Source organism: Streptomyces showdoensis (assembly GCF_039535475.1).
Classification (GTDB): Bacteria; Actinomycetota; Actinomycetes; order Streptomycetales; family Streptomycetaceae; genus Streptomyces; species Streptomyces showdoensis.
Genome location: NZ_BAAAXG010000028.1, coordinates 700,279 through 717,025, shown reverse-complemented (window position 1 = coordinate 717,025; position 16,747 = coordinate 700,279). Strand labels below are relative to the sequence as shown.

The window sequence follows — 16,747 nt, the reverse complement described above, 5'->3', positions numbered from 1 at the left end:
GGACCATCCGTGACAACGGCCGCCATGACTTCGGAGGTTGCTCGACCATGACTCTGAACAGCTCCCAGAGGCGCAGAATCGCCGCCGGCGCGCTGCTCGCCGCGGCCACGATGGTCGCGACCACCGCGTGTGGCGGCGGCAAGGGCGGCGAGAGCGGCGGCAAGGGCGGCAAGGCGGGCGCGGCCGGCTTCAACGCCGCGGTGAACCAGGTCGCCAACCCCTCGGACAAGAAGGGCGGCGAGCTGAAGTTCATCGGCTCGCAGGAGGCCGACTCGTGGGACCCGCAGCGCGGTTACTACGGCTTCGTCTGGGACTTCCAGCGCTACTACACGCGCCAGCTGGTCTCCTTCAAGTCCGAGCCGGGCGCCGCCTCCACCGAGCTGGTCCCGGACCTCGCGACCGACGCGGGCAAGGTCTCGGCCGACGGCCTCACCTACACGTTCACGCTGAAGGACGGCGTGAAGTGGGAGGACGGCAAGCCGATCACCTCCAAGGACGTCAAGTACGGCATCGAGCGCATCTGGGCGCAGGACGTCATCTCCGGCGGCCCGATCTACCTTCAGCAGGTCCTCGACCCCAAGAAGACCTACGCCGGTCCGTACAAGGACACCTCCGCGGACAAGCTCGGCCTGAAGGCGATCGAGACCCCGGACGACAAGACCATCGTCTTCAAGCTGCCGGTCGCCAACGGCGACTTCCTGCAGATGCTGGCGATGCCCGCCGCCTCCCCGGTCCGCCAGGACAAGGACACCAAGGCCAAGTACGGCCTGGGCGTCTTCTCCTCCGGCCCGTACAAGTGGCAGTCGTACACGCCGAACAAGTCCATGAAGCTCGTGCGCAACGAGAACTGGGACGCCAAGTCGGACACCATCCGCAAGGCCCTCCCGGACACCATCAGCGTCACGTTCACCACGAACGCCGACGACATGGACAACCGCCTGATCGAGGGCGAGTACGACCTCGACATCAACGCGACCGGTGTCGGCGCCGCCGCCCGCGCGAAGGTGCTCCAGCAGAACAAGGCGAACGCGGACAACCCGCAGACCGGCTTCATCCGTTACGCCGTGTTCCCGCAGACGGTCATCTCCAACATCGAGTGCCGCAAGGCGATCATCTACGCGGCCGACTCCAAGTCGCTGCAGACCGCCCGTGGCGGCCCGCAGGCCGGTGGCGACATCGCCGCCAACATGCTGCCGCCGGCGATCAAGGGTGCCGACCCGAAGTACGACCCGTACGGCAAGCTGGGCGGCGCTCCGGACCTCGCCAAGGCGAAGGACGCGCTGAAGAAGTGCGGCAAGCCGAACGGCTTCAAGACCACCATCGCGGTCCGCAACAACAAGAAGATCGAGATCGCGACCGCCGAGTCCCTCCAGCAGTCGCTGAAGGCCGTCGGCATCGACGCCCAGATCGACCAGTTCGACGGCGCCCAGACCTCCGGCATCATCGGTTCGCCGAAGGTGGTCAAGGAGAAGGGCTACGGCATCATCATCATGGGCTGGGGCGCCGACTTCCCGACCGGCCAGGGCTTCCTGCAGCCGCTCGTGGACGGCCGGTTCATCCTGCAGTCCGGCAACAACAACTTCTCCGAGCTGAACGACCCGGCCGTCAACGGCCTGTTCGACCAGGCGCTGAAGGAGACCGACCCGACCAAGGCCGGCGAGCTCTACAAGCAGATCAACACCAAGGTCTCCGAGGCCGCGGTCTACCTGCCCTTCACCCACGAGAAGAACATCATCTGGCGTGGCTCGCGCCTGACCAACGTCTACACGGCCGACGCCTACAACGGCCGCTACGACTACGCGTCGCTCGGCGTCGTCAAGTAAGTCGCCACACCAGCCGAGTCTGAAACCAACTCGCTCCAACGGCGCACCCGCCGCTAGGTCCGAAGGGCAGGTGAGGGCCGTGCGCGGCGGCCGGGGAATCCGATCGGGTTCCCCGGCCGCCGACCGGCCGACCGCATGCTTGCATACATAATCCGACGGCTCTTCGCCGTCGTCATGATGCTGCTCGTCGTCACCCTGGTGACGCTCAGCATCTTCTTCCTCATCCCCAAGCTGACCGGCAGTGACCCTGCCGCGATGTTCGTCGGCAAGCAGGCGGATCCGGCTGCCATCGAGGGCGTCCGTCAGAAGCTGGGCCTCGGCGATCCGATCCTGGTGCAGTTCTGGCACTTCGTCTCCGGAATCTTCGTCGGCCGCGACTACGTGGGCGGCGGCGACTCCATCCACTGCGCCGCGCCCTGCTTCGGCTACTCGTTCAAGACCGAGCAGGACGTCTGGACGATGCTGCTCGACGCCTTCCCGATCACCCTCTCCATGGTCATCGGCGCGGCCGTGCTGTGGCTGGTCCTCGGCGTCTCCACCGGCGTCCTCTCCGCGCTCAAGCGGGGCACGGTCGTCGACCGCGCGGCGATGATCACCGCGCTCGCCGGCGTCTCGCTCCCCATCTTCTTCACGGCCATGCTGGCGATGCTCGTCTTCCGCACCCAGCTCGGCTGGCTCGACGCCACGTACGTGCCGCTCGGCGAGTCCTTCGGCGGCTGGTTCGGCGGTCTGATCCTCCCGTGGGTCACCCTCGCCTTCCTGTACGCGGCGATGTACGCCCGCCTCACCCGCGCCACCATGCTGGAGGTCCTCGGCGAGGACTACATCCGCACCGCGCGGGCCAAGGGCCTGACGGAGCCGGTCGTGCTCGGCAAGCACGCCATGCGCTCCACGATGACCCCCATCCTGACCATCTTCGGCATGGACCTCGGCGCCCTCGTCGGCGGCGCGATCCTCACCGAGACCGCGTTCAACCTCCAGGGCCTCGGCTGGATGGCCATCAAGGGAGTGAGCGACCGCGACCTGCCCCTGATCATGGCCGTCACGCTCATCACCGCCGCCTGTGTGGTCATCGCCAACCTCGTGGTGGACCTTCTGTACGCAGTGATCGACCCCCGAGTGAGGCTGGCATGACCGACAAGCTCGTGAAGACCGGCGCCGCCGTCGGCGAGCCGGTCGCCACCGGGAACGCGCCCTCCGACGCCTTCCTCGACGTCCGCGACCTGAAGATCCACTTCCCGACCGACGACGGTCTGGTGAAGTCGGTCGACGGCCTCACCTTCCAGCTGGAGAAGGGCAAGACCCTCGGCATCGTCGGCGAGTCCGGCTCCGGTAAGTCGGTCACCTCGCTCGGCATCATGGGCCTGCACACCGTCGGCCAGTACGGCCGGCAGAAGGCCCGCATCTCCGGCGAGATCTGGCTCAACGGCCGGGAGCTGCTCACCGCCGACGCGGACACCGTGCGCAAGATGCGCGGCCGCGAGATGGCGATGATCTTCCAGGATCCGCTGTCCGCGATGCACCCGTACTACACGGTCGGCAACCAGATCGTGGAGGCCTACCGGGTCCACCACGACGTCGACAAGAAGACCGCCCGCAAGCGGGCCGTCGAACTCCTCGACCGGGTGGGCATCCCCGAGCCGGCCAAGCGCTTCGACAACTACCCGCACGAGTTCTCCGGCGGCATGCGCCAGCGCGCGATGATCGCGATGGCGCTGGTCAACAACCCCGAGCTGCTCATCGCGGACGAGCCGACCACCGCGCTCGACGTGACCGTCCAGGCGCAGATCCTCGACCTGATGCGCGACCTGCAGAAGGAGTTCGGCTCCGCGGTCATCATCATCACGCACGACCTCGGCGTGGTCGCCGAGATCGCCGACGACATCCTCGTGATGTACGGCGGCCGCTGCGTGGAGCGCGGCTCGGCCGAGGACGTCTTCTACGAGCCGAAGCACCCCTACACCTGGGGTCTGCTCGGTTCCATGCCGCGCATCGACCGGGAGCAGACCGAGCGCCTCATCCCGGTCAAGGGCAACCCGCCCAGCCTCATCAACGTCCCCAGCGGCTGCGCCTTCAACCCGCGCTGCCCGTACGCGGACGTCCCCAAGGGCGGCATCACCCGGACCGTACGCCCCGAGCTGACGGAGACCGGTTCCCGACACTTCTCGGCCTGTCACATGGCGCCGGAGGAGCGGAACCGGATCTGGACCGAAGAGATTGCGCCGAAGCTGTGAGCGAGACGACGGAACCCCTGCTGAAGGTCACCGGCCTGCAGAAGCACTTCCCCATCAAGAAGGGGCTGCTGCAGCGCCAGACCGGCGCCGTGAAGGCGGTCGACGGCATCGACTTCGAGGTCTACCCAGGTGAGACCCTCGGCGTCGTCGGCGAGTCCGGCTGCGGCAAGTCCACGATGGGCCGCCTGATCACCCGGCTCCTGGAGCCGACCGGCGGGACGATCGAGTTCGAGGGCACGGACATCTCGCACCTCGGCGTCGCGAAGATGCGTCCGCTGCGCCGCGACGTGCAGATGATCTTCCAGGACCCGTACGGCTCGCTGAACCCGCGCCACACGGTCGGCGCGATCGTCTCGGCGCCCTTCAAGCTCCAGGGCGTGGAGCCCGAGGGCGGCGTGAAGAAGGAGGTCCAGCGCCTGCTGGGCCTGGTCGGCCTGAACCCCGAGCACTACAACCGCTACCCGCACGAGTTCTCCGGCGGCCAGCGCCAGCGCATCGGCATCGCCCGCGCCCTGGCCCTGAAGCCGAAGCTGGTCGTCGCGGACGAGCCCGTCTCGGCCCTGGACGTCTCGATCCAGGCGCAGGTGGTCAACCTCCTGGACGACCTCCAGGAGGAGCTCGGCCTCACGTACGTGATCATCGCGCACGACCTGTCGGTCATCCGGCACGTGTCGGACCGCATCGCCGTCATGTACCTGGGCAAGGTCGTCGAGCTGGCCGACCGCAAGTCCCTGTACGAGTCGCCGATGCACCCGTACACCCGCGCGCTGATGTCCGCGGTCCCGATCCCGGACCCGCGCCGCCGGGGCCAGAAGAACGACCGCATCCTGCTGACCGGTGACGTCCCGTCGCCGATCGCGCCCCCGCCGGGCTGCCGCTTCCACACCCGCTGCTGGAAGGCGACGGAGCTGTGCAAGACCCAGGAGCCCCCGCTCCTGGAGCTGCGCCCAGGCCAGCGCGTGGCCTGCCACCACCCGGAGAACGCCGAGAACGCCGCGGGCCTGACGGTCCCGGCGGCCCGCGAGTCGGTGGAGGTCGCCCTCACGAAGAAGCCGGAGCCGGAGGCCCCGGCACAGGACACGACGGACGAGCCGGCACCCGAGGCCTCGCCCGAGGCGACCCCCGAGTCCTGACCGCCCGCCGGGGCCCCCGTTCGCCGAAAGGCGGCGGGGGCCCCGTGCCATGTCGGCGCACCCGGGCGGAACCGGCACAATTGGTCGGTGCTCCACGATCTGTTCAACCCCTCCGTCCAGCACGCCCTGGATCTCATCGGCATCTTCGTCTTCGCGATCTCCGGTGCGCTCCTGGCCGTGCGCAAGAACTTCGACGTCTTCGGCATCGCGGTCCTCGCCGAGGCCACGGCGCTGGGCGGCGGTATCGTCCGCGACCTGATCATCGGCGCGGTGCCCCCGGCCGCCTTCACGGACCTGGGCTACTTCCTGATGCCGCTGGTCGCGTCCGTCCTGGTCTTCTTCCTCCACCCCGAGGTGGAGCGCACCCAGACCGCGGTCAACGTCTTCGACGCGGCGGGTCTCGGCCTCTTCTGCGTGACGGGCACGACCAAGGCGTACGACTACGGCCTCGGCCTGACCTCCTCGGCGGCGCTCGGCCTGGCGACCGCGGTCGGCGGCGGTGTGCTGCGCGACGTGCTGGCCAACGAGGTGCCGTCGCTGCTGCGCTGGGACCGCGACCTGTACGCCGTGCCGGCGATCGTGGGCGCCACGATGGTGGTCCTCTGCATCCGCTTCGACGTCCTCAACGCGTACACGAGCGGCGCGGCGGTGCTGACCGCCTTCGTCCTGCGACTCCTGGCGATGCACTACCACTGGCGGGCGCCGCGCGCGTGGAACCGCCGCTCCTCCGCCCGCGAGGAATCCGAAAAAGCTACCGCTCAGTAGCTAAATCCGGTACGGTCGCCGCCATGAGCACGAGCAGCATCGAGGCGACGAGCGAGTTCGACCGCGACACCGCCGTCACCCTCCGCGCCCCGGGCGTCTACGACGCCGAACTCTCCGCGGGCTGGACGATCATCCAGGCGGTCAACGGCGGCTACCTCCTCGCCCTCCTCGGCCGCGCCCTCGGCGACCACCTGCCCCACCCGGACCCGTTCACGATCTCGGCGCACTACCTGACGCCGTCCGTGCCGGGCCCGGCGGTCATCCGCACGGAGACGGTCCGCACCGGCCGCACCCTCTCCACCGGCCAGGCCTCCCTCTTCCAGTACGCGGAGGACGGCACCGAGGTGGAGCGCATCCGCGTCCTGGCCTCCTACGGCCACCTGGACACGCTCCCCGACGACGTCCGCACCACGGCGACCCCGCCCGCGATGGCCCCCGTCGACCAGTGCTTCGGAGCCTCGGACGGCCCGACCCCGCAGATCCCCGGCTCCTCGGCGATCACGGAGCGCCTGGACATCCGCCTGGACCCGGCCTGCGTGGGCTGGGCGGTCGGCGCGCCCTCCGGCAAGGGCGAGATGCGCGCCTGGTTCGGCCTGGCCGACGCCCGCGACCCGGACCCGCTCTCGCTCCTCCTCACGGTCGACGCCCTCCCGCCGACCTCCTTCGAGCTGGGCCTCAAGGGCTGGACCCCGACCGTCGAGCTCACCACCCACGTCCGCTGCCGCCCGGCCCCCGGCCCGCTGCGCGTCTCCATCACGACCCGCAACCTCGCGGGCGGCTTCCTGGAGGAGGACGCGGAGGTCTGGGACTCGGCCGACCGCCTGGTGGCCCAGTCCCGCCAGCTGGCCCGGGCTCCACGGGGCTGACCCGGGGGCCGCACCCGACGACGGCGGGGAGGGGGCCGGGACCGGGGCGGGGGTGGGGGTGTCCGGACGTGGCGGCGCCCGTGACGGGCGAAGCGAAGTGAAGGTCGCGGTCCGGACACCCCCACCCCCGCGGAGGTCCCGCCCCCCGTGGGCGACGGGTCCGAAGGGGCGCACGAGGTCGACGCCCCGCGGCCCGATCCACCCCCCACAAACAGGCCACACGACGACCCCCCGCCCCCGGCCTCGTAGAATCAACCCACCATGGCTTACCTCGACCACGCCGCGACCACGCCCATGCTCCCCGAGGCGATCGAGGCGATGACCGCCCAGCTCGCCGTCACGGGCAACGCCTCCTCGCTGCACGCCGCCGGCCGGCGCGCCCGGCGGACCGTCGAGGAGGCCCGTGAGACGCTCGCGAGCGCGCTCGGGGCCCGCCCCAGCGAGGTCGTCTTCACCTCCGGCGGCACCGAGGCCGACAACCTCGCCGTCAAGGGCCTCTACTGGGCCCGCCGCGCCGCCGACCCGCGCCGCACCCGCGTCCTGGCCAGCCCCGTCGAGCACCACGCGGTGCTGGACGCCGTCGACTGGCTGGCCACCCATGAGGGCGCCGCGGTCGAGTACCTCCCGGTGGACGCGTACGGCCGGGTGCACCCCGAGGCCCTGCGCGAGGCGATCGCCCGCGACCCCGGCTCCGTGGCCCTCGCCACCGTGATGTGGGCGAACAACGAGATCGGCACGATCATGCCGGTCCGCGAACTGGCGGACGTGGCGGCGGAGTTCGACGTCCCGCTGCACGCCGACGCGGTCCAGGCCTTCGGACAGGTCCCGGTCGGCTTCGCGGCCTCGGGCCTCGCGGCGATGACCGTCTCGGGCCACAAGATCGGCGGCCCGTACGGCATCGGCGCCCTGCTCCTGGGCCGCGAGTACACCCCGGTCCCGGTCCTGCACGGCGGCGGCCAGGAGCGCCACGTCCGCTCGGGCACGCTCGACGTGCCCGCGATCGCCGCGTTCGCGGTGGCGGGACGCCTCGCCGCCGAGGGTCGGGAGGAGTTCGCGGGCACCGTGGGCAGCCTCCGCGACGAGCTGGTCGAGGCCGTCCGCGCCGCGGTCCCGGACGCGCTGCTCGGCGGCGACCCGGTCGACCGCCTCCCGGCCAACGCGCACTTCACCTTCCCCGGCTGCGAGGGCGACTCGCTGCTCCTCCTCCTCGACGCCGCCGGCATCGAGTGCTCGACGGGCTCCGCCTGCACCGCGGGGATCGCGCAGCCGAGCCACGTGCTGCTCGCGACGGGCGCGGACCCGGACCTGGCCCGCGGCACCCTCCGCTTCACGCTGGGCCACACCTCCACGAAGGAGGACGTGGCGGCGGTGGCGGAGGCGATCGGCCCCGCCGTGGAACGCGCGCGGACGGCCGGCCTCAGCTGACCGGGGCGGCCTTGGCCGACGGACCGGCCTTGGCCGACGGACCGGCCTTAGCCGACGGACCGGCCTCGGCCGACGGACCGGCCTCGGCCGACGGACCGGCCTCAGCTGACCGGCCGGCCTCAGCCGACCGATCGGCCTCAGCCGACCGGGGCGGCCCGGTCCAGCCGGGCCCGCTCCTTGCGCACGAGCCCCATGTAGCGCTCCCAGTCCCAGTGCGGCCCGGGATCGGTGTGGTCGGTGCCCGGCACCTCCACGTGCCCGATGATGTGCTCCCGGTCCACGGGTATCCCGTACCGCCGGCATATGTCGGCGGTCAGTCGCGCCGAGCCCGCGTACATCGCCGCCGTGAAGTCCTGGGGCCGGTCGACGAAGCCCTCGTGCTCGATGCCGATGCTGCGCTGGTTCATGTCCCGGTTGCCCGCGTGGTAGGCGACGTCGAGCTCGCGGACCATCTGCGCGACGTGCCCGTCCTTGCGCACGACGTAGTGGGTGGCGGCCTCGTGCGCGGGGTCCTTGAAGACCTTCAGGGCCGAGGCGTAGCTGCCCTGCACGACATGGATCACGACCCGGTCGACGGCGTAGTCGTCCGGCCGGTCGGCCCGCCGCCAGTTGTAGTCGGACGCCGCCGTCCACTCGGCGCCCTTGTGGTCGAGCTCGCCCTCGGTCCGCTTCCGCTCGGTCCCGGGCAGCCGCCACCACAGCCGGGCCAGCTCGTCCCGGGCGAGCACGGCGGTGCCGGCGACGGCGACCCCGCCCCCGATCAGGAACGCCCGCCGCCCGGGCCCGCTCCCGGACGACCGCTTCCCGCTCTTCTCACGCTTCTTGCTCCCCATGTGATCGAGAACGCTTACTCCGGCGACCACGGTTCCCGGGCCCCGTACCCTGGTAGGGCTATGACTCAGACCTCGCAGCAGCGCCCCCTCCGTGTCCTCGCCGCCATGTCCGGCGGGGTCGACTCCGCCGTCGCCGCGGCCCGTGCCGTGGAGGCCGGCCACGACGTCACCGGCGTGCACCTCGCCCTGTCCGCGAACCCGCAGTCCTTCCGCACCGGAGCGCGGGGCTGTTGCACCATCGAGGACTCGCGCGACGCCCGGCGGGCGGCGGACGTCATCGGCATCCCGTTCTACGTGTGGGACCTGGCCGAGCGGTTCCGCGAGGACGTCGTGGACGACTTCGTCGCGGAGTACGAGGCGGGCCGCACTCCCAACCCGTGCCTGCGCTGCAACGAGAAGATCAAGTTCGCGGCGCTGCTGGACAAGGCCCTCGCCCTGGGCTTCGACGCCGTGTGCACCGGCCACTACGCCACCGTCGTGCTGAACGAGGACGGCACCCGCGAGCTGCACCGCGCCTCCGACATGGCCAAGGACCAGTCGTACGTGCTGGGCGTCCTCGACGAGAAGCAGCTGGCGCACGCCATGTTCCCGCTCGGCGACACCCTGACCACCAAGGAGGAGATCCGCGCGGAGGCGGAGCGGCGCGACCTCGCGGTCGCCAAGAAGCCCGACAGCCACGACATCTGCTTCATCGCGGACGGCGACACCCAGGGCTTCCTCGCGACCCGCCTGGGCAGGGCCGAGGGCGACATCGTCGACGAGTCCGGCACCAAGCTCGGCACCCACGAGGGGGCCTACGGCTTCACCATCGGCCAGCGCAAGGGTCTCCGCATCGGCCACCCCGCCGCCGACGGCAAGCCGCGCTACGTGCTCGACATCTCCCCGGTGAACAACACGGTCACCGTCGGCCCCGCCGAGGCGCTCGACGTCACCGGCCTCACCGCGATCAAGCCCCGCTGGTGCGGCACGGCCCCCGAGGGCCCCGGCCGCTACACCGCCCAGCTGCGCGCGCACGGCGGCGAGACGCCGGTGGACGCGGCGATGCGGGACGGCGAGCTGGTCGTCACCTTCGACGAGCCGGTCAGGGGCGTGGCGCCGGGCCAGGCGATCGTCCTCTACGACGGCACCCGCGTGGTCGGCTCGGCGACGATCGCGACGACGGTCCGCCGGACGGCGCCCCAGCCGGCCTGACGCCCTTCCCCCGGGGAAGGGGGCCGGGAGCCGGACAGGGGGCCGGGAGCCGGACGCCGGCCCCCGGCCGTACGGTGGTGCCCATGAACATCTGCGTCTTCCTCTCCGCCGCCGACCTCGACGAGCGCTACACGTCCGCCGCCCGCGACTTCGCCACCCGCCTCGGCAAGGCCGGCCACACCCTGGTCTGGGGCGGCTCGGACACGGGCCTGATGAAGGTCGTCGCGGACGGCGCCGAGGAGGCGGGCGGACGGCTGGTCGGCGTCTCCGTCGACTTCCTCTCGGCCAAGGCCCGCCCGGTCGCGGACGAGATGGTCGTCGCGAAGGACCTCGCCGAGCGCAAGGCGCTGCTGCTCGCCAAGTCCGACGCGGTCGTCATCATGGTCGGCGGCACCGGCACCCTCGACGAGGCCACCGAGATCCTGGAACTGAAGAAGCACGGCAAGCACGCCAAGCCGGTCGTCCTGCTCAACACCGCGGGCTTCTACGACGGCCTGAAGGCCCAGTTCCGCCGCATGGAGGAGGAGGGCTTCCTCCCGCTCCCGCTGTCCGACCTGGTCTTCTTCGCGGAGGACGGGGCGGCGGCGCTGGCGTATCTGGAGGAGGCCGTCGGCTGAGCGGACGGACTCACCCGCTGCTCCCGCAATCCACGTACGGACGCTCTTGTGCCGGGTCGAGCGCCCCTGTTATGGAGCGGAGCACATGATCTCCCGATCCCGCTTCACGATCGCATACGGCGGCATGAACTGCGTTAGCCTCTCGGGGGCGTGAAGCGGAACGCAGAGACACTCGGGGGAGCCGTGTCCTATTCGGAACGTTGGCAGGAGCTGTTCGGGGCGGCCGGCGAAGGCCCGGCCATGCGCCTCGCCTCCACCGCCCCGGAACCCGGCACGGGCGGCAGCGGCGACCTCAAGCACAGCGGGGGCCCCTGGACCAGCGCCTCCGGCACCGCCGCCGAGCTGCGCACCAGCACGGAGACCAGCCGCTCGGCGCTCGGCCCCGGCCACGAGGGCGTCGAGACCGGTGCGGCCGGTCTCGCCTCGGTCGCGGCGCTCAAGAGCGTCCTGACCTCCTGGGAGGAGCGCCTCCAGGCGGTCCGGGACGAATGCGAGCAGCTCACGGGCCCGCTGCTGACCGTCGCGAAGGAGATGGGCGAGACCGAGACGGCGATCGAGAAGTCCTTCAAGGGCGTCGACGGCGGCGGCGCGGGTGAGCGGCGATGACCGGGACCCTCACCTGGCGCATGCTGCGCGACCTGAAGAGCTCCGAGTTCACGGAGGCGGGCGACACCTGGCACGCCGTCTCGAACCGCTCCGACGCCGACCGCGTACGGGTCGACCGCGCGATGTCCGCGAAGCTCCGCGAGACCCAGGAGAGCGAGTCGGCGGAGGCGGCGCTCGGCCGGCTCCAGCGCCTCAGCCGCAACTTCCAGTACCTGCACACCGAGTGCGGGCTCGTCCGCACGGCGCTCAACGGACTCGCGGCCGACCTCGCCGAGCCGCAGAACCGGTTGAAGCAGGCCCTCGCCGACGCCGCCGCCCTGAACTTCACCGTCCACGACGACGGTTCCGTGAGCTATCCCGCGGCCGAGGTGCAGGACCTGACCGGGGCGAAGAAGCAGGCCCCGGGCAGCAGCGTCCAGGGCAGCTCCCGCCTCCCGCTGGAGCCGCCCGGCCTCGGCACCGGCGGACGGTCCCCGCTCTACCCGGGTTACCAGGGCTTCCAGCCGCTCAACCCGAACGCGGCGAAGGCACAGGACGTGGCCGACCGCATCGCCCGGGCGGTGCGGTCCGCGCAGGAGATCGACGCCCGGTACGCCAAGACCCTCGGCGGCCTCAAGGCGGAGAAGGGCCTCGACGTCACCGAGGCCACGCTGAAGGACGTCCGCCGCGACACCGCCGACGTCCGCTCCACCGCCGGCGCACGCCTCGGCGCGGCCGTCCCCGAGGACAAGAGCCCCGCCGAACGCAAGCAGTGGTGGGACGGCCTCACCGACGAACAGCGCCAGGAGTACCTGGAGGTCGCGCCGGACCTGATCGGCGACCTCGACGGCATCCCCGCCACCGTCCGCGACGAGGCCAACCGCACGTACCTGCCGGTCCTCATGGACGAGCTGTCCCGCCGGGGCGGGGACGACGCGGGGACCAAGCTGGACGCGCTCAAGGTGATCCAGGAGAAGCTGGGCAGGCCGAGCGACCCGCCGATGTTCCTGCTGGGCATCGGCGACGAGGGCAACGGGCGCGCGATCGTCTCGTACGGCAACCCGGACACGTCGAAGAACGTCTCGGCGTACGTCCCGGGTCTCGGCACCAAGCTGGACGCCGATTTCGCCGAGGACACGATGAAGCGGGCGCAGGACACGGCGAGGGGTGCCCGGCGCTTCGACCCCTCCAGCGCCTCGATCGTCTGGCTCGGCTACGACGCTCCGCAGAACGTGGACGTCATGTCCAAGGGCGACGCACAGCGCGGGGCCCCCGCGTACAACCAGTTCATGGCCGGCCTGTCGGCGACGAACGAGAACGCGGACCCGCACGTGACGGCGATCGGGCACTCCTACGGCTCGCTCACGGTCGGCACCGCGGCCAAGCAGTCCGGCGGGATCCCGGGCGTGGACGACGTCATCCTGCTCGGCAGCCCCGGCGTGGACGCGCAGAAGGCGACCGAGCTCGGTGTGGGCAAGGACCACGTCTTCGTCGGCGCGGCGGACAACGACCCGGTCACCCACCTGCCGACCAAGGGCGAGACGGCGTTGGGCTGGCTGACCGGGGGTCCGCTCGGCCCCGTCGTCGGGCGGGACCTCTTCGACATCGGCAACGACGACGTGTACTTCGGCAAGGACCCGGCGAGCGAGGCCTTCGGGGCACGCCGCTTCAAGGTCGACGACGGGCCGAGGATGATCATGGACGGCGGGGGATTCGACGCCCACTCCCAGTACTTCACTCCGGAACTGGACGCGGAGTCCGCGAACAACATCTCCAGGATCGTCGCAGGCCGGTCCGGGCAGATCACGACGGAGGAACACCGATGACGCGAACGGGACGGGCGGTTCGGCGGGTCGCTCCCGCCATCCTGGCGGGCGTCCTGCTCGCCGGGTGCGGAGGTACCGGGAACGAAGGGGCGAAGACGGACATGAACATGCAGGAGGCGGCGGAGCGGGTCGACGCGCTGCTGGACGCGACCCTGGGCGCGGTCGCCCCGGAGGTCCAGTGGGCCCACGACACCTGGACCAGCGGCAGCTGCACGGTGACCCGGCGCCGCACCGTCACGACCGTGATCTCAGAGCAGCGGCGCGGCGCCTTCCTCGGGGTGATCGAGCGCTTCTGGAAGAAGAGCGGGTACGAGATCACCGGCGTGAACAAGGACGCGGAGATGCCGTCCGTCTTCGCCAGGACACCCGACGGCTTCGAGTTCGACCTCACCATCGGGCACGCGGGGCAGGCGTTCTTCGACGCGACCACCCCGTGCGTCGGAAAGTCCGCGGTCGCCGAACCGGCCGCCAGGCCGAACGGCCCCGCCTATCCCTACGGCGCCGTCCCCACCCCCAACGTCCGCTCCGACTTCTGGTCCGCAGCAACGCCCCTGCCCTGAGTCCGGGAGCTGAGAGCATGGGCCCCATGGCAACTCATGTGATCACCGGAGCGGGCTCCGGCATCGGTGCCGCCGTCGCGCGGCGGCTGCACGCGCGCGGGGACGAACTCGTGCTGCACGCGCGGGACGCGGGGCGGGCGAAGGAGCTGGCGGCCGAGTTCCCGGGCGCGCGGACGCTCGTCGGGGACCTCGCGGACCCGGACCGGCTGTCCTGGGCCTTCTCGCACCAGAGCCTGCCCGAGCGGATCGACACCCTGCTGCACATCGCGGGCGTCGTCGACCTCGGCCCGGTCGGTGACCTCACCCCCAAGACCTGGCACCACCAGCTGAACGTCAACCTGATCGCCCCCGCCGAGCTGACCCGGCACTTCCTGCCCCAACTCCGGCTCACCAAGGGCCACGTGGTCTTCGTGAACTCGGGCGCCGGACTCCACGCGCACGCCGAGTGGAGCGCGTACGCCGCCTCCAAGCACGGCCTCAGGGCGCTCGCCGACTCGCTGCGGCACGAGGAGCACGGCAACGGGGTGCGGGTGACCTCCGTCTACCCGGGCCGGACGGCCAGCCCCATGCAGGCGAAGGTGCACCAGCAGGAGGGCAAGGCGTACGACCCCGCGCACTGGATCGACCCCGAGTCGGTGGCCACCACCATCGTCATGGCGATCGACCTGCCGCGCGACGCCGAGGTCAACGACCTGTCGGTCCGGCCGGGGCGCTGAGCCGGTGACGGGGGGCGGCGGCACGGCGGGGAGCGCCCCGGCCGCCGGGGGCGGGACGGCGGCGCACAACTCGGTCACCGGCGGCACGCACGGCACCGTCGTCCAGGCCGGGCACATCGAACACCTCGTCGTGCACCAGGCCCCGCCGCCGCCCGACGAGGTGACCGTCGCCCCGCCCTGGGGACGCCGGGGCACCCCGCTCCGCGGGCGGGGCGCCCTGCTCGCGCGGCTCCGCGCGGCCACCGGGACGCACGTGCTGTACGGCCTCGGGGGCGTCGGCAAGACCAGCCTCGCCCTGGAGACCGCGAGCGCCTTCGCGGCCGGGGGCGCGCCCGTGTGGTGGGTCGCCGCCCAGGACTCGGGCCGGCTCGCGGGCGGCCTGCGCGCGGTCGCCCGCCGGGTGGGCCTGCGCGAGGACGAACCGGCCGCCGGCCAGACCGCCGACCTGCTGTGGGAACGCCTGGCCGCCCTTCCCGGGCCCTGGCTCCTCGTCGTCGACAACGCGGACGAACTCGCCCTGCTCGACGGGCCGGGCTCCCTCGCCGCCGGTACGGGCTGGGTGCGCGCCCCGGCGGCCGTCGGCGGCCTCGTGCTCGTCACCACCCGGGACGGCGACCCGGCCGCCTGGGGCACCGGACCCGAGCTGCACCCGCTCGGCGCGCTCTCGGGGGCGGAGGGCGCCCGGGTCCTCGCCGACCGGGCGGGGGAGGGGGCCGGGCCCGTCACGGACGCCGAACTCCTCGCCGTACGGCTCGGCGGGCTCCCGCTCGCCCTGGACGGCGCCGGGCGCTACCTCACCTCCGTCGCCGAACGCCCCGCGTTCCTCCGCACCCCCGGCGAACCCGCCACGTACGGCGCCTATCTCGCCGCCCTGGGAGCCGGGGACGTCTCCCTGGACGGGGACGGCACCCTCGCCCGCATCTGGGCCGTCGTCGAGGCCCGGGGCCGTCGCTTCGGCCCCGACCATCCGGACACCCTCGCCGCCCGCTTCAACCTCGCCACCCTGCTCGAACCCGCCGCCGCCCGCGCCGAACTCACCGCCGTCCTCGAAGCCCGCACCCGCGTCCTCGGCCCCGGCCACCCCGTCACCGCCGCCACGCGCGCGGCGCTGACACGTACGCTTCCCGGGTGAGCGAGAAGAGCGACAAGAACGCATTCCCCTGGGCCCCCGCCACCGGCGTCGGGTCCATGCCCGGCGGCGACGCCCGTGAGGCCGCCAAGACCGTCACCGGCTCCTTCGAGGACTTCCCGTTCCTGGCGGAGCTGCCCGCGCGCGGGCCCGGCGCCGACATGATCGGGCGGACGGCGGGGCTGCTCGTCGAGCTGTACGCGCACGTGGAGCCCAGCGGCTGGCGGATCAGCGACCGGCCGGGGCGGGACACCCGGCGGGCCAGGTCCTGGCTGGGGGAGGACCTGGACGCCCTGGAGGAGTTCACCCAGGGGTACGAGGGGCCGCTCAAGGTACAGGTCGTGGGGCCGTGGACGCTCGCCGCGGCGCTGGAGCTGCGCGGCGGCGAGGCGATGCTCGGCGACGCGGGGGCCGTTCGGGACCTGGCGGGCTCGCTCGCGGAGGGACTGCGCGGGCACCTCGCGGAGCTGCGCAGGCGCGTCCCGGGCGCGCGGCCGGTGCTCCAGCTCGACGAGCCCTCGTTGACCTCGGTCCTGCTCGGGCAGGTCCGCACCGCCAGCGGCTACCGCACCCACCGGGCCGTCGACCGGCAGGTGGTGGAGGGGACGCTGCGCGACGTGATGGCGGCGCACGACGGGCCGGTGGTGGTGCACTCCTGCGCGCCCGGCGTGCCGTTCGGGCTGCTCCGGCGGGCCGGGGCGGCCGGTGTCTCGTTCGACTTCGGGCTGCTCACCGAGCGTGACGAGGAGCCGATCGGCGAGGCGGTGGAGGGCGGGACCGTGCTCTTCGCCGGTGTGGTGCCGTCGACGGACCCGGCCTCGGGGGCATTGTCGGACCCGGGCGGTAGCGTCATGGGTGTCAGGACGCTGTGGCGCAGGCTGGGGCTGAATCCGGGGACTCTCGCGAAGTCCGTGGTGGTCACCCCCGCCTGTGGTCTGGCGGGCGCCTCCCCGGAGTACGCCCGCAAGGCGCTCGCCCACTGCGCCCGGGCGGCGAGATCGCTCGCGGACAACCCAGAGTGACCGGGGTGACCGGGTTTCAGGC

At 72.1% G+C, this 16,747-nt stretch carries 16 protein-coding genes; 15 read left to right on the top strand and 1 reads right to left on the bottom strand.

What is annotated here, in order from left to right:
• Window positions 1-47 precede the first annotated feature (47 nt).
• From ABD981_RS37825 to ABD981_RS37795, 7 genes are all read left to right on the top strand, one after another.
• Window positions 48-1,823, top strand: a complete 1,776-nt coding sequence (locus ABD981_RS37825; protein ID WP_046905374.1) for an ABC transporter substrate-binding protein — start codon at window positions 48-50, stop codon at window positions 1,821-1,823.
• Between the two features lie 135 nt (window positions 1,824-1,958).
• Complete coding sequence (locus tag ABD981_RS37820; protein WP_046905375.1) at window positions 1,959-2,957, top strand: ABC transporter permease; 999 nt, start codon at window positions 1,959-1,961, stop codon at window positions 2,955-2,957.
• Window positions 2,954-4,057 (top strand): ABC transporter ATP-binding protein, encoded by a 1,104-nt coding sequence (locus ABD981_RS37815; RefSeq protein ID WP_046905376.1) that lies wholly within the window; start codon window positions 2,954-2,956, stop codon window positions 4,055-4,057. The genes ABD981_RS37820 and ABD981_RS37815 overlap by 4 nt, the downstream gene beginning before the upstream one ends.
• Window positions 4,054-5,190: an ABC transporter ATP-binding protein gene (locus tag ABD981_RS37810; RefSeq protein ID WP_123954072.1), complete on the top strand. Its 1,137-nt coding sequence runs from the start codon at window positions 4,054-4,056 to the stop codon at window positions 5,188-5,190. Before ABD981_RS37815 ends, ABD981_RS37810 begins: the two co-directional genes overlap by 4 nt.
• Before the next feature lie 87 nt (window positions 5,191-5,277).
• Window positions 5,278-5,955 (top strand): trimeric intracellular cation channel family protein, encoded by a 678-nt coding sequence (locus ABD981_RS37805; protein WP_046905378.1) that lies wholly within the window; start codon window positions 5,278-5,280, stop codon window positions 5,953-5,955.
• Between the two features lie 23 nt (window positions 5,956-5,978).
• Window positions 5,979-6,821 carry a thioesterase family protein gene (locus ABD981_RS37800; protein WP_046905379.1) on the top strand — a complete coding sequence of 281 codons (843 nt, stop codon included), beginning with the start codon at window positions 5,979-5,981 and terminating at the stop codon, window positions 6,819-6,821.
• Window positions 6,822-7,082: 261 nt separating this feature from the next.
• A complete protein-coding gene (locus ABD981_RS37795; RefSeq protein WP_046905380.1) occupies window positions 7,083-8,246 on the top strand; it encodes a cysteine desulfurase family protein in 1,164 nt (387 codons plus the stop codon).
• Between the two features lie 137 nt (window positions 8,247-8,383).
• Here ABD981_RS37795 and ABD981_RS37790 read toward each other — a convergent pair whose 3' ends face one another.
• Entirely contained in the window at window positions 8,384-9,079 is a 696-nt protein-coding gene (locus ABD981_RS37790; protein ID WP_046905381.1) for an N-acetylmuramoyl-L-alanine amidase, read from the bottom strand.
• Between the two features lie 60 nt (window positions 9,080-9,139).
• On the opposite strand from ABD981_RS37790, the gene mnmA reads away from it, so the two are divergent.
• From mnmA to ABD981_RS37750, 8 genes are all read left to right on the top strand, one after another.
• Window positions 9,140-10,270 (top strand): tRNA 2-thiouridine(34) synthase MnmA, encoded by a 1,131-nt coding sequence (gene mnmA, locus ABD981_RS37785; RefSeq protein ID WP_046905382.1) that lies wholly within the window; start codon window positions 9,140-9,142, stop codon window positions 10,268-10,270.
• Window positions 10,271-10,353: 83 nt separating this feature from the next.
• Window positions 10,354-10,887 carry an LOG family protein gene (locus ABD981_RS37780; RefSeq protein ID WP_046905383.1) on the top strand — a complete coding sequence of 178 codons (534 nt, stop codon included), beginning with the start codon at window positions 10,354-10,356 and terminating at the stop codon, window positions 10,885-10,887.
• Window positions 10,888-11,070: 183 nt separating this feature from the next.
• Window positions 11,071-11,493 carry a hypothetical protein gene (locus ABD981_RS37775; protein ID WP_123954073.1) on the top strand — a complete coding sequence of 141 codons (423 nt, stop codon included), beginning with the start codon at window positions 11,071-11,073 and terminating at the stop codon, window positions 11,491-11,493.
• On the top strand, window positions 11,490-13,298 hold the full coding sequence (locus ABD981_RS37770) for an alpha/beta hydrolase (RefSeq protein ID WP_046905385.1): 1,809 nt from the start codon (window positions 11,490-11,492) through the stop codon (window positions 13,296-13,298). The genes ABD981_RS37775 and ABD981_RS37770 overlap by 4 nt, the downstream gene beginning before the upstream one ends.
• A 101-nt stretch (window positions 13,299-13,399) precedes the next feature.
• Window positions 13,400-13,858 carry a hypothetical protein gene (locus ABD981_RS37765; protein ID WP_123954074.1) on the top strand — a complete coding sequence of 153 codons (459 nt, stop codon included), beginning with the start codon at window positions 13,400-13,402 and terminating at the stop codon, window positions 13,856-13,858.
• 17 nt (window positions 13,859-13,875) lie between these two features.
• Window positions 13,876-14,574 (top strand): SDR family oxidoreductase, encoded by a 699-nt coding sequence (locus tag ABD981_RS37760; protein ID WP_046905387.1) that lies wholly within the window; start codon window positions 13,876-13,878, stop codon window positions 14,572-14,574.
• 4 nt (window positions 14,575-14,578) lie between these two features.
• Window positions 14,579-15,706, top strand: coding sequence for an AAA family ATPase (locus ABD981_RS37755; RefSeq protein WP_123954075.1), 1,128 nt, complete (start codon window positions 14,579-14,581; stop codon window positions 15,704-15,706).
• The gene (locus ABD981_RS37750) at window positions 15,703-16,725 is read left to right on the top strand and encodes a methionine synthase (protein WP_123954076.1); all 1,023 of its coding nucleotides are present in this window, start codon (window positions 15,703-15,705) and stop codon (window positions 16,723-16,725) included. Before ABD981_RS37755 ends, ABD981_RS37750 begins: the two co-directional genes overlap by 4 nt.
• Window positions 16,726-16,747 lie beyond the last annotated feature (22 nt).

Excerpts from the sequence above, each read along its gene's own strand:
- ABD981_RS37825 (WP_046905374.1), top strand. The coding sequence starts at position 48 with ATGACTCTGAACAGCTCCCAGAGGCGCAGAATCGCCGCCGGCGCGCTG.
- ABD981_RS37795 (WP_046905380.1), top strand. The coding sequence starts at position 7,083 with ATGGCTTACCTCGACCACGCCGCGACCACGCCCATGCTCCCCGAGGCG.
- ABD981_RS37815 (WP_046905376.1), top strand. The coding sequence starts at position 2,954 with ATGACCGACAAGCTCGTGAAGACCGGCGCCGCCGTCGGCGAGCCGGTC.
- ABD981_RS37760 (WP_046905387.1), top strand. The coding sequence starts at position 13,876 with ATGGGCCCCATGGCAACTCATGTGATCACCGGAGCGGGCTCCGGCATC.
- ABD981_RS37765 (WP_123954074.1), top strand. The coding sequence starts at position 13,400 with ATGAACATGCAGGAGGCGGCGGAGCGGGTCGACGCGCTGCTGGACGCG.
- ABD981_RS37780 (WP_046905383.1), top strand. The coding sequence starts at position 10,354 with ATGAACATCTGCGTCTTCCTCTCCGCCGCCGACCTCGACGAGCGCTAC.
- ABD981_RS37770 (WP_046905385.1), top strand. The coding sequence starts at position 11,490 with ATGACCGGGACCCTCACCTGGCGCATGCTGCGCGACCTGAAGAGCTCC.
- mnmA (WP_046905382.1), top strand. The coding sequence starts at position 9,140 with ATGACTCAGACCTCGCAGCAGCGCCCCCTCCGTGTCCTCGCCGCCATG.
- ABD981_RS37800 (WP_046905379.1), top strand. The coding sequence starts at position 5,979 with ATGAGCACGAGCAGCATCGAGGCGACGAGCGAGTTCGACCGCGACACC.
- ABD981_RS37820 (WP_046905375.1), top strand. The coding sequence starts at position 1,959 with ATGCTTGCATACATAATCCGACGGCTCTTCGCCGTCGTCATGATGCTG.
- ABD981_RS37790 (WP_046905381.1), bottom strand. The coding sequence starts at position 9,079 with ATGGGGAGCAAGAAGCGTGAGAAGAGCGGGAAGCGGTCGTCCGGGAGC.